This window comes from Pseudomonas sediminis, from assembly GCF_002741105.1.
Classification (GTDB): Bacteria; Pseudomonadota; Gammaproteobacteria; order Pseudomonadales; family Pseudomonadaceae; genus Aquipseudomonas; species Aquipseudomonas sediminis.
In genome coordinates this window covers 52,031-74,724 of the sequence record NZ_NIQU01000001.1, presented here as the reverse complement: position 1 = coordinate 74,724, position 22,694 = coordinate 52,031, and the positions used below count along the sequence as shown (strand labels likewise).

At 63.0% G+C, this 22,694-nt stretch carries 23 protein-coding genes; 15 read left to right on the top strand and 8 right to left on the bottom strand.

Going from position 1 to position 22,694, the window contains the following annotated elements; translation table 11 throughout:
- The first annotated feature begins 87 nt into the window (after positions 1 to 87).
- The 13 genes from CDO35_RS00380 (at position 88) to CDO35_RS00320 (ending at position 12,264) form a co-directional block, all read left to right on the top strand.
- Positions 88 to 606 (top strand): ProQ/FinO family protein, encoded by a 519-nt coding sequence (locus tag CDO35_RS00380; protein WP_099522074.1) that lies wholly within the window; start codon positions 88 to 90, stop codon positions 604 to 606.
- A 100-nt stretch (positions 607 to 706) separates the two neighbouring features.
- Entirely contained in the window at positions 707 to 1,837 is a 1,131-nt protein-coding gene (locus CDO35_RS00375; RefSeq protein WP_099522073.1) for a sugar diacid recognition domain-containing protein, read from the top strand.
- A gap of 185 nt (positions 1,838 to 2,022) precedes the next feature.
- The gene (locus tag CDO35_RS00370; RefSeq protein ID WP_099522072.1) at positions 2,023 to 3,390 is read left to right on the top strand and encodes a GntP family permease; all 1,368 of its coding nucleotides are present in this window, start codon (positions 2,023 to 2,025) and stop codon (positions 3,388 to 3,390) included.
- Between the two features lie 56 nt (positions 3,391 to 3,446).
- Positions 3,447 to 4,580 (top strand): glycerate kinase, encoded by a 1,134-nt coding sequence (locus CDO35_RS00365; protein ID WP_099522071.1) that lies wholly within the window; start codon positions 3,447 to 3,449, stop codon positions 4,578 to 4,580.
- Positions 4,581 to 4,694: 114 nt separating this feature from the next.
- Positions 4,695 to 5,156 carry an outer membrane lipoprotein gene (locus CDO35_RS00360; protein WP_099522070.1) on the top strand — a complete coding sequence of 154 codons (462 nt, stop codon included), beginning with the start codon at positions 4,695 to 4,697 and terminating at the stop codon, positions 5,154 to 5,156.
- A 356-nt stretch (positions 5,157 to 5,512) separates the two neighbouring features.
- Positions 5,513 to 8,305 (top strand): monovalent cation/H+ antiporter subunit A, encoded by a 2,793-nt coding sequence (locus tag CDO35_RS00355; protein WP_099522069.1) that lies wholly within the window; start codon positions 5,513 to 5,515, stop codon positions 8,303 to 8,305.
- A gap of 1 nt (position 8,306) precedes the next feature.
- Positions 8,307 to 8,636: a Na+/H+ antiporter subunit C gene (locus CDO35_RS00350; protein WP_099522068.1), complete on the top strand. Its 330-nt coding sequence runs from the start codon at positions 8,307 to 8,309 to the stop codon at positions 8,634 to 8,636.
- On the top strand, positions 8,633 to 10,144 hold the full coding sequence (locus tag CDO35_RS00345; RefSeq protein WP_099522067.1) for a monovalent cation/H+ antiporter subunit D: 1,512 nt from the start codon (positions 8,633 to 8,635) through the stop codon (positions 10,142 to 10,144). The genes CDO35_RS00350 and CDO35_RS00345 overlap by 4 nt, the downstream gene beginning before the upstream one ends.
- Positions 10,141 to 10,638 (top strand): Na+/H+ antiporter subunit E, encoded by a 498-nt coding sequence (locus CDO35_RS00340; protein ID WP_099522066.1) that lies wholly within the window; start codon positions 10,141 to 10,143, stop codon positions 10,636 to 10,638. Before CDO35_RS00345 ends, CDO35_RS00340 begins: the two co-directional genes overlap by 4 nt.
- The gene (locus CDO35_RS00335) at positions 10,623 to 10,892 is read left to right on the top strand and encodes a K+/H+ antiporter subunit F (protein WP_013714638.1); all 270 of its coding nucleotides are present in this window, start codon (positions 10,623 to 10,625) and stop codon (positions 10,890 to 10,892) included. The genes CDO35_RS00340 and CDO35_RS00335 overlap by 16 nt, the downstream gene beginning before the upstream one ends.
- Before the next feature lie 12 nt (positions 10,893 to 10,904).
- The gene (locus CDO35_RS00330; RefSeq protein WP_041769702.1) at positions 10,905 to 11,243 is read left to right on the top strand and encodes a Na+/H+ antiporter subunit G; all 339 of its coding nucleotides are present in this window, start codon (positions 10,905 to 10,907) and stop codon (positions 11,241 to 11,243) included.
- A gap of 98 nt (positions 11,244 to 11,341) precedes the next feature.
- Positions 11,342 to 11,854, top strand: a complete 513-nt coding sequence (locus tag CDO35_RS00325; protein ID WP_099522065.1) for a GNAT family N-acetyltransferase — start codon at positions 11,342 to 11,344, stop codon at positions 11,852 to 11,854.
- Entirely contained in the window at positions 11,851 to 12,264 is a 414-nt protein-coding gene (locus CDO35_RS00320) for a hypothetical protein (RefSeq protein WP_099522064.1), read from the top strand. Before CDO35_RS00325 ends, CDO35_RS00320 begins: the two co-directional genes overlap by 4 nt.
- Here CDO35_RS00320 and CDO35_RS00315 read toward each other — a convergent pair.
- The 4 genes from CDO35_RS00315 to CDO35_RS00300 form a co-directional block, all read right to left on the bottom strand.
- Positions 12,261 to 13,874 carry an NAD(P)/FAD-dependent oxidoreductase gene (locus tag CDO35_RS00315; RefSeq protein ID WP_099522063.1) on the bottom strand — a complete coding sequence of 538 codons (1,614 nt, stop codon included), beginning with the start codon at positions 13,872 to 13,874 and terminating at the stop codon, positions 12,261 to 12,263. The genes CDO35_RS00320 and CDO35_RS00315 overlap by 4 nt on opposite strands.
- A 165-nt stretch (positions 13,875 to 14,039) precedes the next feature.
- Entirely contained in the window at positions 14,040 to 15,233 is a 1,194-nt protein-coding gene (locus CDO35_RS00310) for an MFS transporter (protein ID WP_243699031.1), read from the bottom strand.
- Between the two features lie 32 nt (positions 15,234 to 15,265).
- Positions 15,266 to 15,877, bottom strand: a complete 612-nt coding sequence (locus CDO35_RS00305) for an NADPH-dependent F420 reductase (RefSeq protein WP_099522062.1) — start codon at positions 15,875 to 15,877, stop codon at positions 15,266 to 15,268.
- Positions 15,878 to 15,945: 68 nt separating this feature from the next.
- Positions 15,946 to 16,710 (bottom strand): 3-oxoacyl-ACP reductase family protein, encoded by a 765-nt coding sequence (locus CDO35_RS00300; RefSeq protein ID WP_099522061.1) that lies wholly within the window; start codon positions 16,708 to 16,710, stop codon positions 15,946 to 15,948.
- A 116-nt stretch (positions 16,711 to 16,826) separates the two neighbouring features.
- On the opposite strand from CDO35_RS00300, the gene CDO35_RS00295 reads away from it, so the two are divergent.
- Positions 16,827 to 17,756: a LysR family transcriptional regulator gene (locus tag CDO35_RS00295; protein ID WP_099522060.1), complete on the top strand. Its 930-nt coding sequence runs from the start codon at positions 16,827 to 16,829 to the stop codon at positions 17,754 to 17,756.
- 59 nt (positions 17,757 to 17,815) lie between these two features.
- On the opposite strand, the gene CDO35_RS00290 is transcribed toward CDO35_RS00295, so the two are convergent.
- Positions 17,816 to 18,487: a COG3650 family protein gene (locus CDO35_RS00290; protein WP_099522059.1), complete on the bottom strand. Its 672-nt coding sequence runs from the start codon at positions 18,485 to 18,487 to the stop codon at positions 17,816 to 17,818.
- 126 nt (positions 18,488 to 18,613) lie between these two features.
- Between CDO35_RS00290 and CDO35_RS00285 the strand changes: the two genes are divergently transcribed.
- On the top strand, positions 18,614 to 19,495 hold the full coding sequence (locus CDO35_RS00285; protein ID WP_099522058.1) for a pseudouridine synthase: 882 nt from the start codon (positions 18,614 to 18,616) through the stop codon (positions 19,493 to 19,495).
- A 148-nt stretch (positions 19,496 to 19,643) separates the two neighbouring features.
- Here the strand turns inward: CDO35_RS00285 and CDO35_RS00280 are convergent, their stop codons facing one another.
- The 3 genes from CDO35_RS00280 to CDO35_RS00270 are packed head-to-tail and all read right to left on the bottom strand — an operon-like array spanning position 19,644 to position 22,615.
- Positions 19,644 to 20,666 carry an AbrB family transcriptional regulator gene (locus tag CDO35_RS00280; RefSeq protein ID WP_099522057.1) on the bottom strand — a complete coding sequence of 341 codons (1,023 nt, stop codon included), beginning with the start codon at positions 20,664 to 20,666 and terminating at the stop codon, positions 19,644 to 19,646.
- Positions 20,650 to 22,170, bottom strand: a complete 1,521-nt coding sequence (locus tag CDO35_RS00275; RefSeq protein ID WP_099522056.1) for a tripartite tricarboxylate transporter permease — start codon at positions 22,168 to 22,170, stop codon at positions 20,650 to 20,652. Before CDO35_RS00275 ends, CDO35_RS00280 begins: the two co-directional genes overlap by 17 nt.
- Before the next feature lies 1 nt (position 22,171).
- Positions 22,172 to 22,615 carry a tripartite tricarboxylate transporter TctB family protein gene (locus CDO35_RS00270; RefSeq protein ID WP_099522055.1) on the bottom strand — a complete coding sequence of 148 codons (444 nt, stop codon included), beginning with the start codon at positions 22,613 to 22,615 and terminating at the stop codon, positions 22,172 to 22,174.
- Between the last annotated feature and the right edge of the window lie 79 nt (positions 22,616 to 22,694).

Genomic DNA, 22,694 nt, shown 5'->3' with positions numbered 1-22,694 from the left:
GCATGCTGTTCGCCAATAAGGCTGTACGAAACGAGCACATAAGATACCCTTGCGCCACGAACCAACCAGGACGCTGCGAACCGAACGATGGGTTTTGAACAATTAGCCGAGCTACGTGACCGCCTGCGCGCCGAGAAGCAGCAGGTACAGCAGGTAAAGACCGAAAGCGCGAAGCCGCAAAAACGCAAGCAGCCGCCAAAAGGCAAGCCGCGTGAGCAGGATCCTACCGTCGAGGCGATCTGGCGCTTGCAGAAGCACTTCCCCTTGGCCTTCCCGGTCAACCCGGCGCCCAAGGTGCCGTTGAAGGAAGGCATTCTCAAGGACGCCGAGCAACATCTGCAATTGCTCGGTATCACCGTTGAGCAGCTCAAAGCGGGTATTGCCGCCTGGTGCCGCGGTGGTCGTTACTGGGCTGCAATGACCGAAAGTGCACCGCGTCTGGATCTGCAAGGCCAGCCCGTTGGTATGGTGACGGCGGCGCAGGCGCTGCATGCCAAGCAGCAGGCCAGACGGCACCGTGCCGAAGCTCGGCGCAATCAGGCCAAGGCTAAAGCTCCAGCGGACGACAAGGCCGTGGAGAGCGCTGCAGCACCTGCTGCGGAGTAAATCCTGGCTAGCTGAAGGTTTTGCCGGCGCTGCGAGGGATACCTCGTGCAGCGTCGCTGGCGCGCCTACAATGACGGCCTCATTCGCGAGGCCGTTTTTCATGCTCGAACTCGACTCTACCCTGGCGCAGCACATTGTCGACCGCGCCATGGCCATCCTGCCGCACAACATCAATGTGATGGACGCCCAGGGCATGATCATCGGCAGCGGTGACCCCAGTCGACTGCACACCCGTCATGAAGGTGCGCAATTGGTGCTGGCCAATTGTCGCGTGGTGGAGATCGACGCTCAGGCGGCGGCGTGCCTGCGAGGCGTCAAGCCCGGCGTTAACCTGCCGTTGCTGCATGCCGAGCGTCTGATTGGCGTGCTCGGTATCACGGGCGACCCCGAGACCGTGCGGCCCTATGCCGAACTGGTGCGCATGGCTGCGGAAATGTTGGTCGAGCATCGCGTTCTGCAGGCTGAGCGGCACTGGCAGCGGCACCAGCAAGAGGCCTGGTTGCGACAGCTGCTCGATCCCATGCTGCGTCTGTCCAGTCTCGAGGTCGATGCCGAACGCCTGGGCCTGCAACTGACCTGGCCACGACAGATGTGTCTGCTGCAACTCGATGGTGAGGGCGATCCGCTGCCGCGTCAGGCGCGTCTGCTCGCCGCATTGGGGGGCAAGAGTGAACATCTGGTGGCGCCGCTCGGGCGCCATGAACTGCTCTGGTGTCGACCCTACAGCGCCACGCGTGATGATCGCGCCTGGCTCCAGCAGGCCGACGAGCGCGAGTGGGGCGTAGGGTCGCTGGCGCTCAGCGATCCGCTGCATGATCTGACCGAGCTGCGCCAGGCGAGCCTGGTCCTGCGTGATCTTCAGGCCTATGGCCAAGCGCGCTTTCCCGATCGTCGCCTGCTACGCCTGGACGAATTGCGCCTGCCGACGCTGCTCTATGCCCAGCGCCACAGCTGGTTACTGCAAGGCTGGCTGGCGCCGTTGCGGCAGGTGCTGATGCAGGACCCCCAAGGCACGCTGAGAGCCACGCTGGAAGCCTGGTGCGCGCATGACGGCCAGGTACAAACCTGTGCGCAGGAATTGGGCATTCATCGCAATACGTTGCGCTACCGCCTGGAGCGCATCGCCGAACTCAGTGGTCTGGACCTCAATCGGCTGGATCAGCGCCTGCAGCTATCTCTGGGGTTGGGCTTGCTGGAACCCGCCGCGGTAGCGCCGGTGAGCGTTCGGTAATTCATCTTCGCTGGTGAACACGGGGTGCTGGCTTTGTGCGATTGCACAGCCAATTGCACTCAGCGCTTGATGTTTTGGTGCTGGCGCACAGGGCGATGCTGGTGCAGGCTGAGCCACAATGTGGCGCCTGTCGGCATTCCCATCCGGGCCCTGCGCCCGCCATAACAACAATGAGGAGACTGGTCATGGGCCTGGTCCTGATCCTGGTGGCACTGATTGCATTCATCGTGCTGTCCACTACCCGTTTGAAATTGCACCCCTTCCTGGCATTGCTGGCTGCTGCGCTGATCGCCGGCTTTGCCTACCAGCTGCCTAGCGGCGAAATCATCAAGACCATGAGTGCCGGCTTCGGTGGCATTCTCGGTTACATCGGTATCGTGATCGTTCTCGGTACCATCATTGGAGTGATCCTCGAGCGTAGCGGCGCCGCCATTACCATGGCCGAGACGGTGATTCGTCTGTTGGGCCAGCGTTTCCCCACCCTGACCATGTCGATCATCGGTTACCTGGTATCGATTCCGGTGTTCTGCGACTCCGGTTACGTCATCCTCAACTCGCTGAAGAATGCCCTGGCTGCACGCATGAAGGTGTCCGTGGTGGCCATGAGCGTGGCCCTGGCGACTGGTCTGTACGCCACCCACACCTTCGTGCCGCCAACCCCCGGTCCGATCGCTGCGGCCGGCAACCTGGGCCTGGAAACCTCACTGGGTCTGGTGATCCTGGTCGGTCTATTGGTCGCTGCGGTCACCGCTGTAGCCGGCATGCTGTGGGCCAACCGTTTCCTCAAACAGAACGACCACGACTTGCTGGAAGAAGCGCCAAGCGAGCTGCTCGCCGATAACGTCGACTTCGATGCACTGCGCGCTCGCTACGGCAAGCTGCCCAGTGCCTGGCAGGCGTTCTCGCCGATCTTCGTGCCGATCATTCTGATCTGCCTGGGCTCTGTCGCTGCTTTCCCGAGCAAGCCCTTCGGTACTGGCGTTTTCTTCGATGTGCTGAGCTTCCTCGGTCAGCCGGTTGCCGCGCTGCTGGTCGGTCTGGTGTTGGCGTGCTCGCTGCTCAAGGGCGAAGGCAAGCGTCAGCAGTTCCATGACTACGTCGCTCATGGCCTGAAAGAGGCGGCGCCGATTCTGCTGATCACCGGTGCCGGTGGCGCCTTCGGTGCCATCCTCAAGGCCACCGCGCTGACCGGTTATCTGGGCGACACCCTGTCGGCACTGGGTATCGGCCTGTTCATGCCGTTCTTGGTAGCTGCTGCGCTGAAGAGTGCCCAAGGCTCCTCCACCGTCGCGCTGGTCACCACTTCGGCCATGGTTGCACCGCTGCTGGGCAACCTGGGCCTCGACAGCGAGATGGGCCGCGTGCTGACGGTAATGGCCATTGGTGCAGGTGCGATGACCGTTTCCCACGCCAACGACAGCTTCTTCTGGGTCGTGACTCAGTTCAGCCGCATGAAAGTGGCGACCGCTTACCGTGCCCAGACCATGGCGACCCTGATCCAGGGTATCGCCGGTATGGCCGCTGTCTGGCTGCTGAGTCTGGTTCTGCTGTAATCCGCTATACCGGCAGGCGACCAGAAGGTCGTCTGCCTCCTTTCGAGGTACCTATCATGAAAATCGTCATTGCTCCTGATTCCTTCAAGGAGAGCCTCAGCGCGCCCGACGTTGCCGCCGCCATCGCCCGCGGTTGGCAGCAGGTTTTTCCCGAGGCCGAATGTTTGCTGAGGCCAATGGCCGATGGCGGCGAAGGCACGGTCGATGCGCTGCTCGCTGCCGTCGGCGGCGAGCGCCGCGAGTGTGAGGTGCGTGGCCCGCAGGGTGAGCCGGTCAAGGCGCATTGGGGTTGGCTGGGGCAGGGCACGGCGGTCATCGAGATGGCTGCTGCCAGTGGCTTGCACTGGGTGCGGCGTGAACAACGCGATGCTCGTCTGGCCTGCAGCTTCGGCACTGGCGAGCTGATCCGCGAGGCGCTGGATGCCGGTGCTACGCGCATCATCCTGGGGCTGGGCGGCAGTGCCACCAATGACGCCGGTGCTGGCCTGTTACAGGCGCTAGGGATGCGCTTTCTCGATGTCCATGGGCGCGAGCTGGCGCCGGGCGGCGCGGCTTTGGCTGGTCTCGACCAGCTTGATTTGAGTGGGCTCGACGCGCGTCTGCTCAAGGTGCAGATCGAGGTCGCTGCTGATGTCGACAATCCCTTGTGCGGGCCACGCGGCGCATCTGCGGTGTTCGGTCCGCAGAAGGGGGCGACGCCTGAGCATGTCGCGGAGCTGGATACGGCACTCGGCCACTTCGCCCGTATCGTAGCGGCGACGCTGGGCGAGGACCATGCCGAGTTCCCTGGTGTGGGTGCGGCGGGCGGTCTCGGTTTCGCTGCGCGCGCCTTCCTCAAGGCGAGCTTCCGCCCCGGTATCGCGCTGGTGGCCGAGCTGTCCGGTCTCGCTGCAGCAGTAGAGAACGCGGATCTGGTGATTACCGGGGAAGGGCGTATGGATGCCCAGACCCTGCATGGCAAGACCCCGGTCGGGGTAGCGCGCGTGGCGCGTGCGGCGGGGGTACCGGTCATCGCCTTGTCCGGTAGTCTGGGCGACAACTATCAGGCGCTGTACGACGCTGGTATCGAAGCTGCATTCAGCCTGGCGCCGGGGCCATTGTCCCTGGAGCAGGCGATGGCCGGTGCGGCGGCTGAGTTGCAGGCGCGCACCACGGATATCGCCCGTCTCTGGCGCCTCGCTCGATCCTGATAGGGCGAACCTCGCTGAACCTGATCTGTCTGAAATAACTATTGTTCAGGCTCCGTCGTGACAGTTACGCTCGCCCGGCGTCTAATGGATTGAGATACCTCTGGAGGAATTGCTATGCGTAAACCCACTCTGCTCATTACCTCGCTGGCCGCGGTGTTGGCCCTCGGGGGCTGTCAGTCCAGCCTGACTGGCGATACCTACAGCCGCGATGAGGCCCGAGCGGTGCAAACAGTACGCATGGGAACCATCGAATCGCTGCGCCCGGTCAAGATCGAAGGGACCAAGACGCCGATCGGTGCTGGTGCCGGTGCTGTGGTTGGCGGTATCGGTGGTAGTGGCCTCGGTGGTGGGCGCGGCAGCGCGGTTCTGGCTGTGGTCGGTGCCGTCGCTGGCGGTCTGTTGGGCGCCGCCGCTGAAGAAGGCATAACCCGTACTCAGGGTGTTGAGATCACCGTGCGTGAGGACGATGGCACCATGCGCGCCTACGTTCAGGAAGTCGAGCCGAACCAGGTGTTCCGTGTCGGCGAGCGTGTGCGCATCATGACGGTCAACGGTACCAGCCGCGTCACCCACTGATCGTGACAAGCAAGCCGGAGCAACTTTGGTTGCTCCGGCTTTTTGTTGCCTGTCATCTCTGGCGACAGCTCTTCAGGCTCGGACAAAAACGCTCGCGGCAATTTTTTGTGGCCTCGCTATAGTGGTGGTCGGCTGCCATCTGCGGTTGCAGCAGCCTGCATGTTACCAAGTGTGTTTAACGATAATTCAATGCATGACGTTGCGTTGATAGTTATGGATAATCGGCCGTTATGCTTGTGCCGACAACGACTTAGCTGAGCCGTTGTGGCGCATGAACTATCACCGTCAGGGAGTTGCGACTCCAATTCTCGGCGTCGGGTCAGTTGACCTGGCGTGCCTGTTTAAGGGGTTTTCCGATGGCGCTTGCGCTGATTGTCGCCTTGCCATTTCTTGGGTTGTTTCTACCGGTGCTGGCCGACCGGCTCGGACGCTCGGCCTGCGCTGCAGCGGCGGCTTTGGCGCCCATCGTGGCGCTGGTACTGCTGTTCAATTATCAGTCGGCGGTGTTCGCCGGTGAGGTGCTACGGGTCAAGCTGGAGTGGCTGCCGCACCTGGGCCTGAACCTAAGCCTGCGTCTCGATGGCCTGGGCTTTCTGTTCGCCCTGCTGATTCTCGGCATCGGCCTGCTGGTCATCCTCTACGCGCGCTATTACCTGGCCAAGACCGAGCCCATGGGGCGTTTCTTCGCCTTCCTACTGCTATTCATGGGCGCCATGCTCGGTGTGGTGCTGTCGGAAAACCTGCTGCTGATGCTGATGTTCTGGGAGCTGACCAGCCTGTCGTCGTTCCTGCTGATCGGTTTCTGGGGCTCGCGCTCCGATGCCCGCAAGGGCGCGCGCATGGCGCTGGCAATCACCGGTGGCGGTGGTCTGGCGCTGCTCGCCGGTATCCTGCTGATCGGCCACATCGCCGGCAGTTTCGAGCTGTCTCAGGTGCTGGCCGCCGGCTACGCGATCCGTGCGCATGAGCTGTATCCGCTGGCGCTGGTACTGGTACTGCTGGGCGTGTTCACCAAGTCGGCGCAATTCCCTTTCCACTTCTGGCTGCCGCATGCGATGGCGGCGCCTACGCCGGTATCGGCGTATCTGCACTCTGCGACCATGGTCAAGGCCGGGGTGTTCCTGCTGGCACGCCTGTACCCGGCGCTGGCTGGCTCCGAGTGGTGGTTCTACATGGTCAGCCTGACCGGTCTGGCCACGTTGCTGGTGGGGGCGTGCATGGCGCTGTTCCAGCATGACCTCAAAGGCCTGCTGGCCTATTCGACCATCAGTCACCTGGGCCTGATCACGCTGCTGTTCGGCCTGGATACCCAGTTGGCCGCCGTGGCGGCGGTGTTCCACATCATCAACCATGCGACCTTCAAGGCCTCGTTGTTCATGGCCGCCGGCATCATTGACCACGAGACCGGCAGCCGCGATATGCGGCGAATAAACGGTTTGTGGAAGTACATGCCGCATACGGCTGTGCTGGCGATGGTGGCGGCCTCGGCCATGGCTGGCGTGCCGCTGCTCAATGGCTTTTTGAGCAAGGAAATGTTCTTCACCGAGACCCTGCACCAGCACCTGCTGGGCGGTTTCAACTGGGTGATTCCGGCAGCCGCGACCCTGGCCGGGGTGTTCTCGGTGGCCTACTCGCTGCGTTTCATTCACGACGTGTTCTTCAACGGCGAGCCGATCGACCTGCCCAAATACCCGCCGCACGAGCCGCCGCGCTATATGAAGGTGCCGGTCGAGGTGCTGGTGTTCCTCTGCCTGCTGGTGGGTATCGTGCCGGCCTATACGGTCGCGCCGCTGCTGGCCGCCGCCGCGTCCTCTACCCTGGGTGGCACGCTGCCTGAGTACAGCCTGGCGGTCTGGCACGGCCTCAATCTGCCGCTGCTGATGAGCTTCGTCGCGCTGTTCGGCGGGATCATCGTCTACACCTGTCGCAAGCCGCTGTTCCGCTGGTATGAAGGCCTGCCTAGCCTCGATGCCAAGGACGCCTTCGACCAGGTGGTGCGCTACATGACGCGTCTGTCCGTCCGTATCACCGCGTTGCTGGAAAGCGGTTCGCTGCAGCGCTACCTGGCCTGGATGCTGGGCAGTGCCCTGACCCTGGTGGTGATCGCGCTGTCGCCGCTCGAGCAGTTGACCGGTAGCGTGCCAATGACGCCAATCGATCCGCTGACAACCATTGGCATGCTGATTCTGATGGTGACTGCGGTGCTCACCGTGTTTTTCCACCGCCGCCGCCTCGTGGCACTGATGATCCTCAGCGCTGCTGGTCTGATGGTGGCACTGGCCTTCGCCCGCTTCTCCGCCCCGGATCTGGCGTTGACCCAGTTGTCGGTGGAGGTGGTGACCATCATCCTGCTGATGCTCACCCTGTACTTCATGACCGACCGCACACCTGCCGAGTCCAGCAGCCTGCGTGGCTTGCGTGATCTGGTCCTGGCGCTGGGCAGCGGCACCATGGTGGCGATGCTGACCTACGCCGTGCTGACCCGCCCTTACCAGAGCATTTCCTCGTTCTTCCTCGAGAACAGCGTCTCCGGGGGCGGCGGTACCAACGTGGTCAACGTAATCCTGGTGGACTTCCGCGGCTTCGATACCCTGGGTGAGATCACCGTGCTGGCGATTGCTGCCATCGGTATCTACGCGCTGCTGCATGGCCTGCACCTGCCGCATCCGACCCACGACAAGAACGGTCGTCCGTGGTCGACCGATGCGCATCCGATGATCCTCGACAACCTGGCGCGGGCCATGCTGCCGATGGCGCTGCTGATTTCGGCGTTCATCTTCCTGCGCGGGCATAACCTGCCGGGCGGCGGCTTCATCGCCGGCCTGATCACCTCGGTGGCGTTGATTCTGCAGTACATCTCCCACGGTGTGACCTGGACTCAGGAACGCCTGAAATTCAGCTATCACGCCACCGCCGGCTGGGGCGTGCTGATCGCCGGGCTGACTGGTCTGGGCAGTTGGCTCTTCGGCTCGCCGTTCCTGACTTCGGCATTTGGCCATTTCCATATTCCGCTGATTGGCGAAATCGAACTGGCGACCGCGATCCTCTTCGATCTCGGGGTGTATCTGGCCGTCGTCGGCGCCACCCTGCTGATCCTTTCCAATATCGGCCATGTCAGTCAGGACGAGTCGTGCAAGGAGGTCATCTGATATGGAGGCAGTATTCGCAATTACCCTCGGGGTGTTGGCTGCCAGCGGCGTCTACCTGCTGCTGCGGGCGCGCATTTTCCCGGTTGTGATGGGGCTGACCCTGATCTCCTATGCAGTCAACCTGTTCATCTTCGCCATGGGCCGGCTCGGTACGGGCGTGCCGGCGGTGATCGGCAAGAGCGCCGAGTATGGTGACCCGTTGCCGCAGGCGCTGGTACTGACCGCCATCGTCATTGGCTTCGCCATGACTGCGTTCGTCGTGGTGCTTGCCCTGCGTGGCATGGGTGAGTTGAAAACCGATCACGTCGATGGCGAGGAGCCGCGCGCATGAGTCACGCCATCATCCTCCCCATTCTGCTGCCGATGTTTTTCGGCGCGTTGTTGCTGGTCGGCCACGGCTGGTCGCGTGAGGTGAAGCGGGGTGTTTCCCTGATCGGCTGCCTGGCGCTGCTGCCGGTGTGTCTGTATCTGGTGCTGTTGGCCGGTGCGGGGCAGTTGCAGGTTTATGCCTTGGGTAACTGGGTCGCGCCGTTCGGCATCATGCTGCTGCTCGACCGCTTCAACGCTGCGCTGCTGTTGCTTACCTCACTGCTCGCCTGCTTCGCCCTGATCTACGCCTGCCGTGGCGATGATGAGCGTGGGCCGAACTTCCATGCGCTGTTCCAGTTCCAGTTGCTGGGCATCAATGGTGCGTTCCTGACCGCCGACCTGTTCAACCTGTTCGTGTTCTTCGAGATTCTGCTGATCTCGTCTTATGCACTGTTGCTGCATGGCAACCGTGCCAATCAGGTCAAGGCTGGCGTGCATTACGTGGTGCTCAACCTGCTGGGCTCGTCGTTCTTCCTGATCGGCGTCAGCCTGTTGTACGGCCTGACCGGCACCCTGAACATGCCGGACCTGGCAGCGCGCGTAGCCAGCGCCGATGTCGCCGATGCACCGTTGATCAAGGCCGCGGCCTACCTGCTGCTGATCGTCTTCGGCCTCAAGGCTGCCGTGCTGCCGTTGTGTTTCTGGTTGCCACGCGCCTATGCCGCGGCGCCCGCTTCAGTGGCGGCGTTGTTCGCGATCATGACCAAGGTTGGCTTCTACGCCATCGTTCGCGTGTTCACCCTGGTGTTCGGCGAAGAGGCTGGGCCGCTGGCCAACCTAGGCCATGAGCTGCTCTGGTGGATGGCGCTGCCGACCATTGCCTTCGGTGTGATTGGTGCTTTGGGCGCGCGACAATTGCAGGCGCTGCTGGCTTATCTGGTGGTGGTCTCGGTGGGCACGCTGATGGCTGGCTTCGCCATGGGCAACGTAGCGGCGTTGAGTGCTGCGCTTTATTACATGGTGCATAGCACACTGATCAGCGCGGCATTGTTTTTGTTGGCGGGGCTGGTGGTCGCCCAGCGTGATAGCGCTGGTGGCGATCTGCAGCAGGAGCGTGTGCTGCGTCAGCCGTTGGTGCTGGGCTGCATGTTCTTCTTCGCCTCCATCTCCGTGGCCGGGTTGCCGCCGTTCTCTGGTTTCCTCGGCAAGATGCTGCTGCTGCGCGCGGCAGAGCCAGGCTGGCAGGCCTGGAGCCTTTGGCCGGTGATTCTGATTGGCGGTCTGTTGACCTTGGTGGCGCTGAGCCGCGCCGGTACCAGCCTGTTCTGGCTGGGCCATGGCGCGGATGCGTCGCCGTCGAAAGCCGAGCCGGCTGATCGTATCAGTCTGCTGGCTGCGCTGGGCCTGTTGCTGGCCAGCCCGCTACTGCTGATCGCTGCTGCCCCGATAATGGCGTATCTGGAGGCTGCCGCCGCGCAATTGCTCGATCTGCAACCCTACCTGTCGATCATCGCTGGAGGTGCGGCATGAGGCGTTTCTTCCCCCACCCGCGGATGATGCTGGTGCTGGCGGTGCTCTGGCTACTGCTGGTCAATACCCTCAACCTGGGGCATATCCTGCTCGGGCTGTTTCTGGGTTGGTCGATCGTGCATCTGTGCGGCGATTTCCTGCTGACTGTGCCGAAAGTGCGCAAGCCCCTGGGCCTGCTGCTGTTCATTGGCAAGGTGTTCTACGACATCGTGGTGGCCAACCTGCAGGTGGTTAAGCTGGTGCTAGGGCCGAAATCGCGTCTTGAACCGGCATTCGTCGAGGTGCCGGTGGAGATAGAAGACGAGTTCGTCCTGTCGACCCTGGCCTGCATCATCTCGCTGACGCCTGGCACCGTCTCTGCCGGTCTCAGTTCCGACCACAAGACACTGCTGCTGCACGGGCTCAACGTGCCGGATCGCGACGAGCTGATCGCCGAGGTCAAGAGTCGCTACGAAAAGCCGCTGCTGGAGATTTTCGAATGCTCGAGAACGTAGTCTTTCTGTGCATGGGCATCCTCACGCTGGCCATGCTGCTCAATGTCGCGCGTCTGGTCGAAGGGCCGAGCGTGGTCGACCGCGTTCTGGCCCTGGATACCTTGTATATCAACGCGCTGGCGCTGATCGTGCTGTTCGGCATCTGGCTGGCGTCGGATCTGTTCTTCGAAGCCGCACTGCTGATCGCAGTGATGGGCTTCGTCGGTACGGTCGCAGTGGGTAAACACCTGCTGCACGGCGACATCATCGATTAAGGGGGAATGACCATGCCGTTCTGGCTGGAACTGTTGATTTGCGCCTGCCTGATCCTGGGTAGCCTGTTCGCCCTGGTCGGTGCTATCGGGCTGTATCGCCTGCCGGATTTCTTTACCCGTCTGCATGGTCCGACCAAGGCCACCACGCTGGGGGTCGGCGGTACGCTGATCGCCTCGATGCTGTTCTTCGCTCACCACACCGGCAGCCTCAGCCTGCATGAGCTGCTGATCACGCTGTTCCTGTTCCTCACTGCGCCGGTCAGTGCGCACATCCTGTCCAAGGCGGCTATGCAGCAGAAGGTCGAGCTGTCCGAGCAGACCCGTGGTCAGCCGTGGGACGATGATCACTGATTCACTGTCAGGCACTTCTCGTGCCTGGCTGTCACTGTCGCCAAGCAATTAGCCGCTCTAGACTGCGCCCTGAAATCAAGTTCAGGGGAGTTGGGAACATGAGCGAGCTGGTCATTCGTCAGGCCGTTGCCGAGGATATCGAAGCGCTCTGCGCGCTGATTCTCGAGCACGGGCCCAATCCCTGGAATCATTTACCTGAAGTCGAAGTTCGCCAACACCTGCAGGCTATTGCGACGAACGCGACGCTGGCGGTATTGGCCGAAGAGCAAGGGTTACTGCTGGGGTTCGTTAGCTATCGCCTGACGCAGAATTTTGCGGATCATCAACCTGCGGCGCGTGCCGGGCAGTTGCATGGCTATATCTGTGAGGCGGTGGTGCATCGTGACTTTGCCGGCCGAGGGTTGGGCGCGCACCTTCTGCGCGAGGCTGTCATCGAGCTGTGGCGGCTGGGCGTCAGTGATATCTATATCGACCGTCACGAAGAGAATGCCGCATCGGCAGGGATGATGCGCAAGGCCGGTTTCAGTGAGCTGCTGACCTATGCCGACCCGGCGCGTCGTCCGAATGGTTCGCGGCGTTCGACGCTGTGCTGCCTGCGGTCCAGGCAATGATCCAGCGGCTGCTGGCCACGGCTTTGCTGGCCGGCGTGCAGATTCTGCTGGCGTTTGTGCTTTACCACAGCGCTTTCGAGGCCTATCGACAGATGTTTGGCAGCGTTCGCCGCGATATCAGTTATGGCCTGCAGCTAAACCACTCGTTGTATCTCTTCGGCGCTCTTGCGCTGGGCAATGCTGGCTGGCTGCTCAGTTGCCGTAGCCGACGTAGCGGTCTGATAGGTTTTGGCATCTGCCTGCTGTTCTGGACGGCATTCTGGGCCAATGTCTTCGCCAGCATGCCGCATCGCGGCCTGCTGGTGGTTGGGGTCGGTACGCTTGCGCTGGCGATGCCGCTGCTGGTGCTGCTGCTTCGCCTTAGAAGACCCGGCCAAGTCGATGACGCCCGGCCGGGCAGCGCTGCTTAGCGATTCAACCCAAGCATGCTCTTGGCCACGGCCTCGGCCACACGGATGCCATCGACCCCGGCCGAAAGAATGCCACCGGCATAACCGGCGCCTTCACCAGCTGGGTACAGACCCTTGAGATTCAGGCTCTGCAGGTCATCGCCACGGGTGATGCGCACCGGCGAGGAGGTGCGCGTTTCGATGCCGGTGAGTACCGCGTCGGCCAGATCGAAACCCTTGATCTGCTTGCCGAAGGCCGGTAGCGCCTCGCGGATGGCTTCGATGGCGAAATCCGGCAGCGAGGGCGCCAGGTCACCCAGTTTCACGCCCGGCTTGTAGGACGGCTGCACTTCGCCGAGTGCGGTGGACGGCGTGCCCTTGATGAAGTCGCCGACCAGTTGTCCGGGCGCCTCGTAGTTGCGACCGCCGAGCACATAGGCGTGCGACTCCAGGCGCTCCTGCAGTTCCACGCCGGCCAGTGGGCCGCCTGGGTAGTCCTGTTCGGGGGTGATGCCGACGACGATGCCGGCGTTGGCGTTGCGCTCGTTGCGCGAGTATTGGCTCATGCCGTTGGTGACCACGCGCTCCGGCTCGGAGGTGGCGGCGACCACAGTACCGCCCGGGCACATGCAGAAGCTGTAGACCGAGCGACCGTTGCTGGCGTGGTGCACCAGCTTGTAATCGGCAGCGCCAAGTTTCGGGTGGCCGGCGTACTTGCCCAGGCGAGCGCGGTCGATCAGCGACTGCGGGTGTTCGATGCGGAAGCCGACCGAGAAGGGCTTGGCTTCCAGGTACACGCCGCGGGCATGCAGCATGCGGAAGGTGTCACGCGAGCTGTGACCGAGGGCGAGTACCACATGGCGGCTGAGGATCTGCTCGCCACTTTCCAGCACTACGCCAGTGAGCTGGTCGTCTTCGATGAGCAGGTCGCTGACACGCTCCTGGAAGCGCACTTCGCCACCAAGGGTCTTGATCTCTTCACGCATGGTGGCGACCACGCCGGTCAGGCGGAAGGTGCCGATATGCGGCTTGCTGACGTAGAGGATCTCGTCCGGCGCGCCAGCCTTGACGAACTCCTGCAGCACCTTGCGCCCGTGGTGATGCGGGTCCTTGATCTGGCTGTACAGCTTGCCATCGGAGAAGGTGCCGGCGCCGCCTTCGCCGAACTGCACGTTGGACTCCGGGTTGAGCTGGTTCTTGCGCCACAGGCCCCAGGTGTCCTTGGTGCGTTGGCGTACTTCCTTGCCGCGCTCGAGCACGATGGGGCGCAGGCCGGCCTGGGCCAGGATCAGCGCGGCGAAGATACCGCAGGGGCCGAAACCGACCACGATCGGGCGTTCGTCCAGCGGCGTTTCAGCTTTGCCCACGGGTTTGTAGGCGATGTCCGGTGCCGGGCCGACATGCTTGTCACCACTTAGGCGAGCGAGCAGGGCGGCTTCGTCTTTCACTTCGCAGTCGATGGTGTAGATGAACGGCATGTCGCCGTACTTCTTGCGCGCATCGTAGCTGCGCTTGAACACGCTGAAGGCCAGCAGGTCATTGTCGGCGATGCCCAGGCGCTGGACGATGGCCGGGCGCAGGGCATCATCGGCATGGTCGAGGGGCAGTTTCAGTTCGGTCAGGCGAAGCATGGGCGGTGTCCTGGTTGGCCGGTGGTGATCCGGCAAGGTGAAGAAGGGGCGCGATTGTACGGGATTCGCTGCCCGGATGGAGGAGGCCGGCAATCTCGAACGACTGACGGCTTTGCTCCGTTGAGCGTAGGTGAATGATGTTTTGAACGCTGCGCAAGTACGGGCTCAGCCACGCTGGCGTTCGATCGCCCTCCCCCGAATGAGCATCAGGGCAGCGCCCGCGAAGGCTGCTGCCGCGGCATAGACGATCACGGCTTGCGAGTCGAGGCTGTCGATGATCAGCCCTCCTAGAACCGCACCTGCGGCAATGGCGACCTGGAAGGTCGAGGACAGCAGGGCGCCAGCGCTTTCCGCGTGATCGGCGGCGGCGCGCGCGTTCCAGATCGAGATCGATACCGGGAAGGCGCCGAAGGCGAAGCCCCATAGCGCAATCGCGACGAAGGCAATGTTGGCCTGTGTGCCGAACAGGATCAGCGTGAGTGCAACGGCAGCGATCAGGAACGAGCAACTGCTGACAGCCCAGGCCGGACTGCGCGCGGCGACGGCGCCGCCGGCAAGGTTGCCGAAAAAGCCGCTGACACCGAAGGCCAGCAAGGCAAGCGAGACGGTCGCGACATCCAGGCGGGGAACCTCCTCGAGGAAGGGGCGGATGAAGGTCAGCGCGGCGAAGTGCCCGGAAATGACCAGCAGCCCGGTGCCGATGCCGACGACGACCGCACGCCGCGTCAGCGCTGCCTTGAAGGACGCCAGGCCCGGCGCTGCCGCGGCCGGCAGTTTGGGCAGGGTCAGCATCTGGATCGCCAGCGCCACCACGCCAATACCGGACGCCGCCAGGAAGGTTGCCTGCCAGCCCCACAATTCTCCCAGGTAGGCACCCAGCGGGGCAGCGAAGATGGTGGCGAGCGAGATGCCCATCATGATGATCGAAATGGCCCGCGGCACCTTGTCCGGGGGCACCAGGCGCAGGGCAAGCGCTGCCATCATGGCCCAGAAGCTGCCGAGGGCGAAGCCTAGCAGCCCACGCGCGACCAACAGCACCGTAATATTCGAGGCATAGGCTGAAAGGATGCAGGAGAACACCAGCATGGCCATCAACCCCCAGACGATCTTCTGTCGATCCAGGCGGCCCGAGAACAGCACCACCAGTGGTCCGGCGAATGCGGCGACCACGGCGGTGGCGGTGATGGCTTGGCCCACCGCGCCGTTGGATACGCCCAAGTCCGCGGCCATCGGCGTCAGCAGGCTGATCGGCAGGAATTCCGCCGTGACCAGGCCGAAGGCGCCCAGGGCAAGAGAGATGACGGCCCACCACGCAGCAGACATGGATCGGGTGTCAGAAGATGAGTCGGTATGGGGCATTACGGAATCCTTCATTTTCGTCTCCCGGTAGCTCAGCCGAACTGCACCAGTTCGAGCGAGGGCAACGGCCCACCGGGGAATTGCGTCAGGCGCCCACCTTCGGCCAGCTCGCCAAGGTCGATAGCGGCGAAGCCCAGCTCATCGATCAGTGCGCTGACCTGGGTTTTTGCGTGAGTGTCGTCACCGGCCAGGAACAGCACACGCCGGCCGCCGCGCTCGGCGGGATCGGCGATGAGCAGTCTGGGGTTCAAGTGGTTGAACGCCTTCACTACATGGGCGCCCGGCACCAGGTCGGCAAACACCTCGCTTGAGGTGCGGCCATGCAGATCGATGGGATTGAACAGCGGCGCTTCGATCGGGTTGTTGCTGTCGATGACGACACGCCCGGCGAAGTCGGCAAGCCCGGACAGCGCGGCTGGCAGCTTCGACCAGTTCACCGCGACCAGCACGATGGACTGTGCTGCCGCCTGCTCACGGGTGCCGGCACGGATGCTAGGGCCGATGGATTGTACCAGGCCTCGCAGGCTCTCTGGCCCACGGCTGTTGGCGAGGATTGCCGGGATGTTCCGACGCGCCAGGGCGCGAGCGAAGGCCGCGCCGATCTGACCGGCACCGATGATGCCGATGGATGGGGACGTGCTCATGAGCAGGTTCCTTATTGAAATTAGTCGTGGCGTCTGCGGGGCAGGCCTGTGGCCGGCCCCACGGCGTTTCAGGAGGTAAAGCCACCGTCGGCGTGAATGTCGGCGCCAGTGATGAGCGAAGCCTGCGGACTGGCGAGGAAAGCCACGAGGCTGGCGATCTCGGTCGACTCTCCGTAACGACCCAATGCGATGCGCGGGGTGAGCAGCTTGGCGATCTCACCATCGGCCGGATTCATGTCGGTGTTCACCGGGCCGGGGTGGATGCTGTTGACGGTGATCCCGCGTGGCCCCAGGTCATGCGCCAGGCTGCGGTTGAAACCGGCTACGGCGCCTTTGGTCAGGCCGTATGCAGCGAGCCCGGGAACGCCCGCGTATTTGGTTACGGAGCTGCCGATATGAATGATGCGACCGCCCTCCTGCATGTGCCGTACAGCTTCCTGGGTGGCGACGAAAACGCCGGTGACGTTGATGTCCAGCATTGCCTGGTAGTCTTCGAAGCGGGTGTCTTCGATGGCACTGGCCGAGGCGATACCGGCGTTGTTCACCAGAATGTCGAGGCTGCCGAATGCTTCTACCGTCTTCGCGACTGCGGCGCGCACGGCCTCGGGGTCGGCTGCGTTGGCCTGGATCGCCAGCGCTCGACCGCCTGCCGATTCGATTTCGACCGCGACTTCTTCAGCCAGTTTGGGCGAGCCATTGTAGGTGAAGGCAACTTGGGCGCCGTCAGCGGCCAGGCGTTTGGCGATAGCTGCGCCGATAGAGCGAGAGCCGCCTGTTACGAGAGCCGTCTTGCCGGCCAGGGGAATGGGTTGGGAAGAAATTACGTTGCTCATGGTTCACTCCGTTTGATTGCCGAGACATTCGGTGGAGTGACTATCGCGTTTTCATTCATCTTTGATTAGTAGCTAATCATTTGGATTATCTTCAAGTATCTGTTTAAGATCGGTCTATGGAGACATTAGCCAACCTGGAATCATTCGTACGCAGTGCCGAGAGCGGTAGCTTCTCGGCGGCTGCACGTCGTCTTGCTCTGACGCCTGCAGCGGTGAGCCGTAATGTCGCCATGCTGGAGCGCAACCTGGGTGTACGGTTGTTCCAGCGCTCGACACGCAAGCTGACGCTGACCGAGGCGGGCGAGTCTTTCTTGGCCGCGGTTAGCGGCAATCTGGAGTCCTTGCAGAACGCCATTGCAGCGGTATCAGCCGATGATGGTCAGCCGGCCGGTGTGCTAAAGATCAGCGTGGCGCCATCCTTCGGGATCGGTTACCTGTTGCCGTTGTTACCCGAGTTCCTGCAGCGCTATCCCCGCGTTCGCCCTGAATGGCATTTCGAGAACCGTACGGTCGACCTGATTTCCGAGGGCTACGACGCCGCCATTGGCGGTGGCTTCGAGCTGGCCAGCGGCGTGGTCGCCCGCACGCTGGCGCCGCTGCACGTCGTTGCCTTTGCCTCTCCCGCTTACCTGGCTCGGCACAGGTTGCCAGCCGATCCATCAGGCCTGATCGAACTGGATTGCATCGTCATGCGCTCGTTGTCGTCGGGTCGTATTCGTACCTGGAACATGCGCAACGCACAGGGCGATGAAGTGATCGCGACGATGCGTGAGACCGTGGTGGTCAACGATCCAACTGCTGTGCGAGAGGCCGCGCGGTTGGGCCTGGGGGTAGCGATGCTTGCTGTCCCCGATGTACTGCCCTGGCTGGAATCGGGCGAGCTGGTGCGGGTGCTGCCGCGCTGGTGGGCGGATGCCGGTGCGTTGTCGCTGTATTACCCCAGCCGTCAGTTGCTGCCGGGCAAGACACGCAGCTTCATCGACTTCGTGGTCGAGGTCTTCGAGCGGGAAGATTACGCGCGGCGTTTCGCCGGAAGTTTGGGCTAGCACCCCGTTGAGCGATCCATGCCGGTGACGCTTGGCGGGGTCACCGGCATTGGCGCGGCTCAGTTACGCATGGCGCCGAAATGTGCGCAGCCACGCAGCACCTGGCCGTCGAGGCGCAGTTCGGCGCTGAGGTGGTTGACCGCGCCGCTCATGCCGTCGATGCAGCGCTGTGGTGCAACCCACAGATCCAGACGCTGACCGTTGGCTTCGCTGCTGAAGTTCAGGCGACCGTCCGGCAGCTGTTCCTCCAGATAAGGCAGGGCCAACGGCTCTTGATCAGGGCGGTTCAGCACCAGGCCCTTGCTGCCGACTTCCACTTGCCAGAGCGGCTCGTTACCGCTGGCGCGCAGGGCCAGACGCTTGAAGTTAAGGTCGTCGCAGCCGTGTCCTTCACCTTGCAGGCGATAGATCTGGCTGACCTCGAAGCGACCATCGCTGCCCTTGCCCTGGCTGCCGCCCAGGCGCCCGGCCAGATCGGCGAACAGGCTGGACTGGCCATCGCTGCCGAGCTGCATGACTTCGCGCTCGATACCGGTGGTGTCGCCATCGACCAGCACAAAGCGACGCTGTTCCTGGCAGGGAGTGAACACCAGTTGACCATTTTCGACCTGGACTTGACCTTGCAGGCGAGTCGCTGGCGGTGGGCCTTCCGGCTTGCCGGTGTAGACCTGACAGGCGGCAAGGAGCGGGAGAAGGGCGACGCTGGTAAGCAGGGAGCGGGTGATGGACATGAGTCTCTCCAGATACGAGCGGCCACCATAGCCACAGCGCGACCCTGGCTCAAGCCGTTTGCTTTGACTGAGCCGCACGAGTACGGCCTAATTTGCCCCTTCACAAGCCGTCGAGCAGCTTCTGCAATGCCCAACCCCGCCATGCGCCCCAGCACGCTTCATTTGCCCCAGGGCCACTGGGCGACGGTGCTCGATTGCCTGTGCGATCACTTTCCCGCCATCGACCGCGCCACCTGGCTGCAACGTATGGCGCGCGGTCGGGTGTTGGATGCGGCCGGTGCGCCTATCGATGCCACGCACCCTTATCGCGTCGGGCTCAAGGTGCGCTATTTCCGTGAGGTGCCGAACGAGACGCCGATTCCCTTCGACGAGCAGGTGCTGTGGCAGGACGAGCACCTGCTGGTCGCCGACAAACCGCATTTTCTGCCGGTGATGCCGGCCGGTGAATACGTTGAGCAGACGCTGCTGGCACGCCTGATCAAGCGCACCGGCAATCCTGACCTGGTGCCGATCCACCGCATTGACCGACTGACGGCAGGGCTGGTGTTGTTCTCGGTCAACCCGGCCAGTCGCGGCCAGTATCAGGCGCTGTTTCGCCAGCGTGCCGTGGAAAAGCGCTACGAGGCCATCGCGCCGGCATTGGCCCATTTACAGTTTCCCTACCTGCACCGTTCACGCATGGTCGATGGTGAGCCGTTCTTTCGCATGCAGGAAGTCGCGGGCGAGGCCAACAGCGAAACCCGAATCGCGGTGCTGGAACAGCGTGGCGCGCTGTGGCGCTACGGTTTGTCACCGGTGACGGGACGCAAGCATCAATTGCGTGTGCATCTGGCCGGGCTTGGCGCGCCTATCGTTGGTGATGACTTCTATCCGCAGTTGCTGGAGTCGCGTCACCAGCCGGATGACTACAGCAAGCCGCTCAAACTGCTGGCACGCGGCTTGCGCTTCGTCGACCCGGTCAGTGGTCAAGTGCGTGAGTTCCAGAGCGAATTGCAGCTGCAGTGGTAGCTTCCACTCGTGGGAGGGGCTTCAGCCGCGAGCTTTTCGCCGCTTCGACTGCATGGATGCAGGAGGTAGAGCGAAGCAGGACGCCAGAGCCGAAAACGTCTTCCACCGTGTGTTGCCGAAGGCATAAAAAAAGCCCGCACAAGGCGGGCTAAACGTGGCTCTTGCACCAGAGCTTGAATAAGGGTTCGGCGAGGAACATGACCAGAAACAGCCGTAGCACCTGCAGGGCAGTGACCAGCGCTACGGATAGCTGCAAGGCTTCGGCGGTCAGACACAGCTCGGTGATGCCGCCCGGCATCATGCCCAGCATCAGTGACAGATGGTCTTCGCCGGCCAGCCAGCCAAGGGCTTCGCCGAGTGCGGCAGCGGCGAGCATCGCCAGCAGGGTGAAGGCCAGCACGCGGGCGAGAAAACCCGGCGCGCTGCGGAAGAAGGCGCGGTCGAAATGACAGCCCAGGGCGCAACCGATCAGCCATTGGCCAAGCTGGCCCATGCCTTGCGGCAGTCCCAGATGCAGGTCGAAACTGGCACTGGCCACGGCGCAGGCGACCAGTGGACCAAGCATCCAGGGGTTGGGTTGTTTCAGACGTCCCCAGAGCACTGCCAGCACAGCACCAGCGGCGAGCAGACCGGCTAACCAGGTCCAGTCCACCGGTGCGCGAGGTGGTGCGCTGACGTCGGGCAGGCCCCAGGTGAACAGCGCCGGAATCAGCAGCACCACCAGCAGCAGGCGCAGACTATGCGCCGCAGCGACACGTGCGGGTTGCGCGCCGTGACGCAGGGCCAGATTGACCATCTCGCTGGCGCCGCCAGGCATGCTGGCGAAGAAGGCGGTAGCACGGTCTACGCCGGCACGGCGAAGGATGGCGATGCCGATCAGGCTTAGCAGAAGCGTGCCGAAGGCACCCATGACGATAACGGGCAAGTGGCTGAGCACCTGTTCCAGCACGTCGCTGGTGAAATGCAGGCCGATACCGCTGGCCACCAGCCACTGGCCGGCCTTGCGCCCGCCGGGCAGTTCACTGAAGGGGCGATTGGCCAGGCAGCGTACGGCGATCACCGCCAGTAATGAGCCGACCATCCACGGCAAAGGCCAGCCGGCGAGGCTGGCCAGATAGCCGCCGACCACTCCGGCCAGCGGCGTTACCCAGAGATCACGCGGCAGAGGCATCAGCCTGCGCCTTGACCTGCTTGCGTCGACGCATCCAGCGAATGCCCGGCAGAGCCAGCATCAGCGCGACCAGCGCCCACAGTACCAGGGTGATCGGGCTGCCCCAGAGGATGCCCAAGTCACCCGCGGAGATCGACAGGGCGCGACGCAGGTTGTCTTCCATCATCTCGCCCAGGACGAAGCCGAGAATCACGGCCGAGAGCGGGAAGTCCAGCTTGCGCAGGATGTAGCCGAATACGCCGAGGGCGATCATCAGTACCAGGTCGAAGGTGGTGCTGTGTACAGCGTACACGCCGACCATGCTGATCACGGTGATGGCAGGTACCAGCACCCAGTTCGGCACGCTGAGCATGCGCGAGAACAGGCCGACCAGCGGGATGTTCATGACCAGCAGGATAATGTTGCCGATGAACAGCGAGGCGATCAGACCCCAGACCACGTCGGGCTGCTGTTCGAACAGCAGCGGGCCGGGCGTGATGTTATACAGAGTCAGCGCACCGATCATCACGGCAGTGGTGCCCGAACCGGGTACGCCGAGTGTCAGCATCGGGATCAGCGAGCCGCAAGCCGACGCGTTGTTGGCCGACTCTGGCGCCGCAACACCACGCAGGTCACCGTCGCCGAACTTGCCGCTGTCACCCGCCAGGCGCTTCTCGGTCATGTAGGTCATGGCGCTGGCAATGGTGGCACCGGCGCCCGGCAGTACGCCGATGATGAAACCGGCGACCGAGCTGCGAATCATGGTCCAGAAGGTGAAGCAGTATTCCTTGAAGTTGAACAGCACGCGGCCACTGGCCTTCACGGCTTTCTGGCCGTTGTGGGTGTTTTCCAGCATCAGCAGAATCTCGCTGACACTGAAGAAACCGATCACCACGATGACGAACTGGATACCGTCGGACAGGCTGACGCTGTCGAAGGTGAAGCGGTAGACCCCGGTAGTGGAGTCGACCCCGACTGTGGCCAGTGCCAGGCCGATCAGGGCCGAGAGCAAGGTCTTGACCGGCTTGTCGCCGACCATGCCGCCGAGGCAGGCAATCGCGAAGATCATCAGTACGAAGTATTCGGCCGGGCCGAAGGCCACTGCCCATTTCGCCAGGATCGGCGCGAACAGCACCACACCGCAGGTGGCGATCATGCTGCCGGTGAAGGAGCTCACTGCCGACAGCGACAGGGCGATGCCAGCCTTGCCCTGACGTGCCAGCGGGTAGCCGTCGAGGGTGGTCATCACTGCGGCAGCGTCGCCAGGCACGTTGAGCAGAATGGCGGAAATACGGCCGCCATACTCGCAGCCCAGGTAGACGGCGGCGAGCAGAATCAGTGCGGTTTCCGGCGGCAGGCCAAGGGCGAAGGCCAATGGCAGCAGCAGGGCGACGCCGTTGATCGGGCCCAGGCCCGGCAGCAGACCGACGATGGTGCCAACGAAGGCACCGAACAGGGCAACCAGCAGGTTGGTCGGCCGGGTGGCGACGTCAAAGCCCTGCATCAGAAAATGTAATGTTTCCATCTCAGCTCTCCACCAACGCTTCGAACACGCCCAGTGGCAGCGGAACGTCTAGCGCATAATCGAACAATGCATACAGCAGCACGCCCATCAGGGCACCGCTAATCAGGCACGGCAGCACACGACCCGTGAACAGCAAGCCCAGAACGAAGGTTGCCAGTGCGGTACTCAGGACGAAGCCCAGGGGTTCGAAGAGCAGGGCGTAGGCCAACAGGGTCAGGATGCACAGGCCTGCACGCTGCAGCGCCTGGCGGCTGAGCGCCTCGGTATGCGGACCCGGCTTGAATATCAGCCAGGCGGCACCAGCAGCCATCAGTACTAGCAGCAGCAGCGGATAGGCCCTCGGGCCGACAGGGTCGTAGGCGAAGGGTGCCTGGAAACCCCAGGCGATGACTGCGAGAAAGGCGCACAACAGCAGCCAGATCGCAGCGAACAGGCGAACGTACATAGCAGTGGTCTCTTGCGTTGGGACAGGATCGAGCGGCGAGGCGCTCAACTACAGGTTCGGCGTCGGGCGACGCCGAACC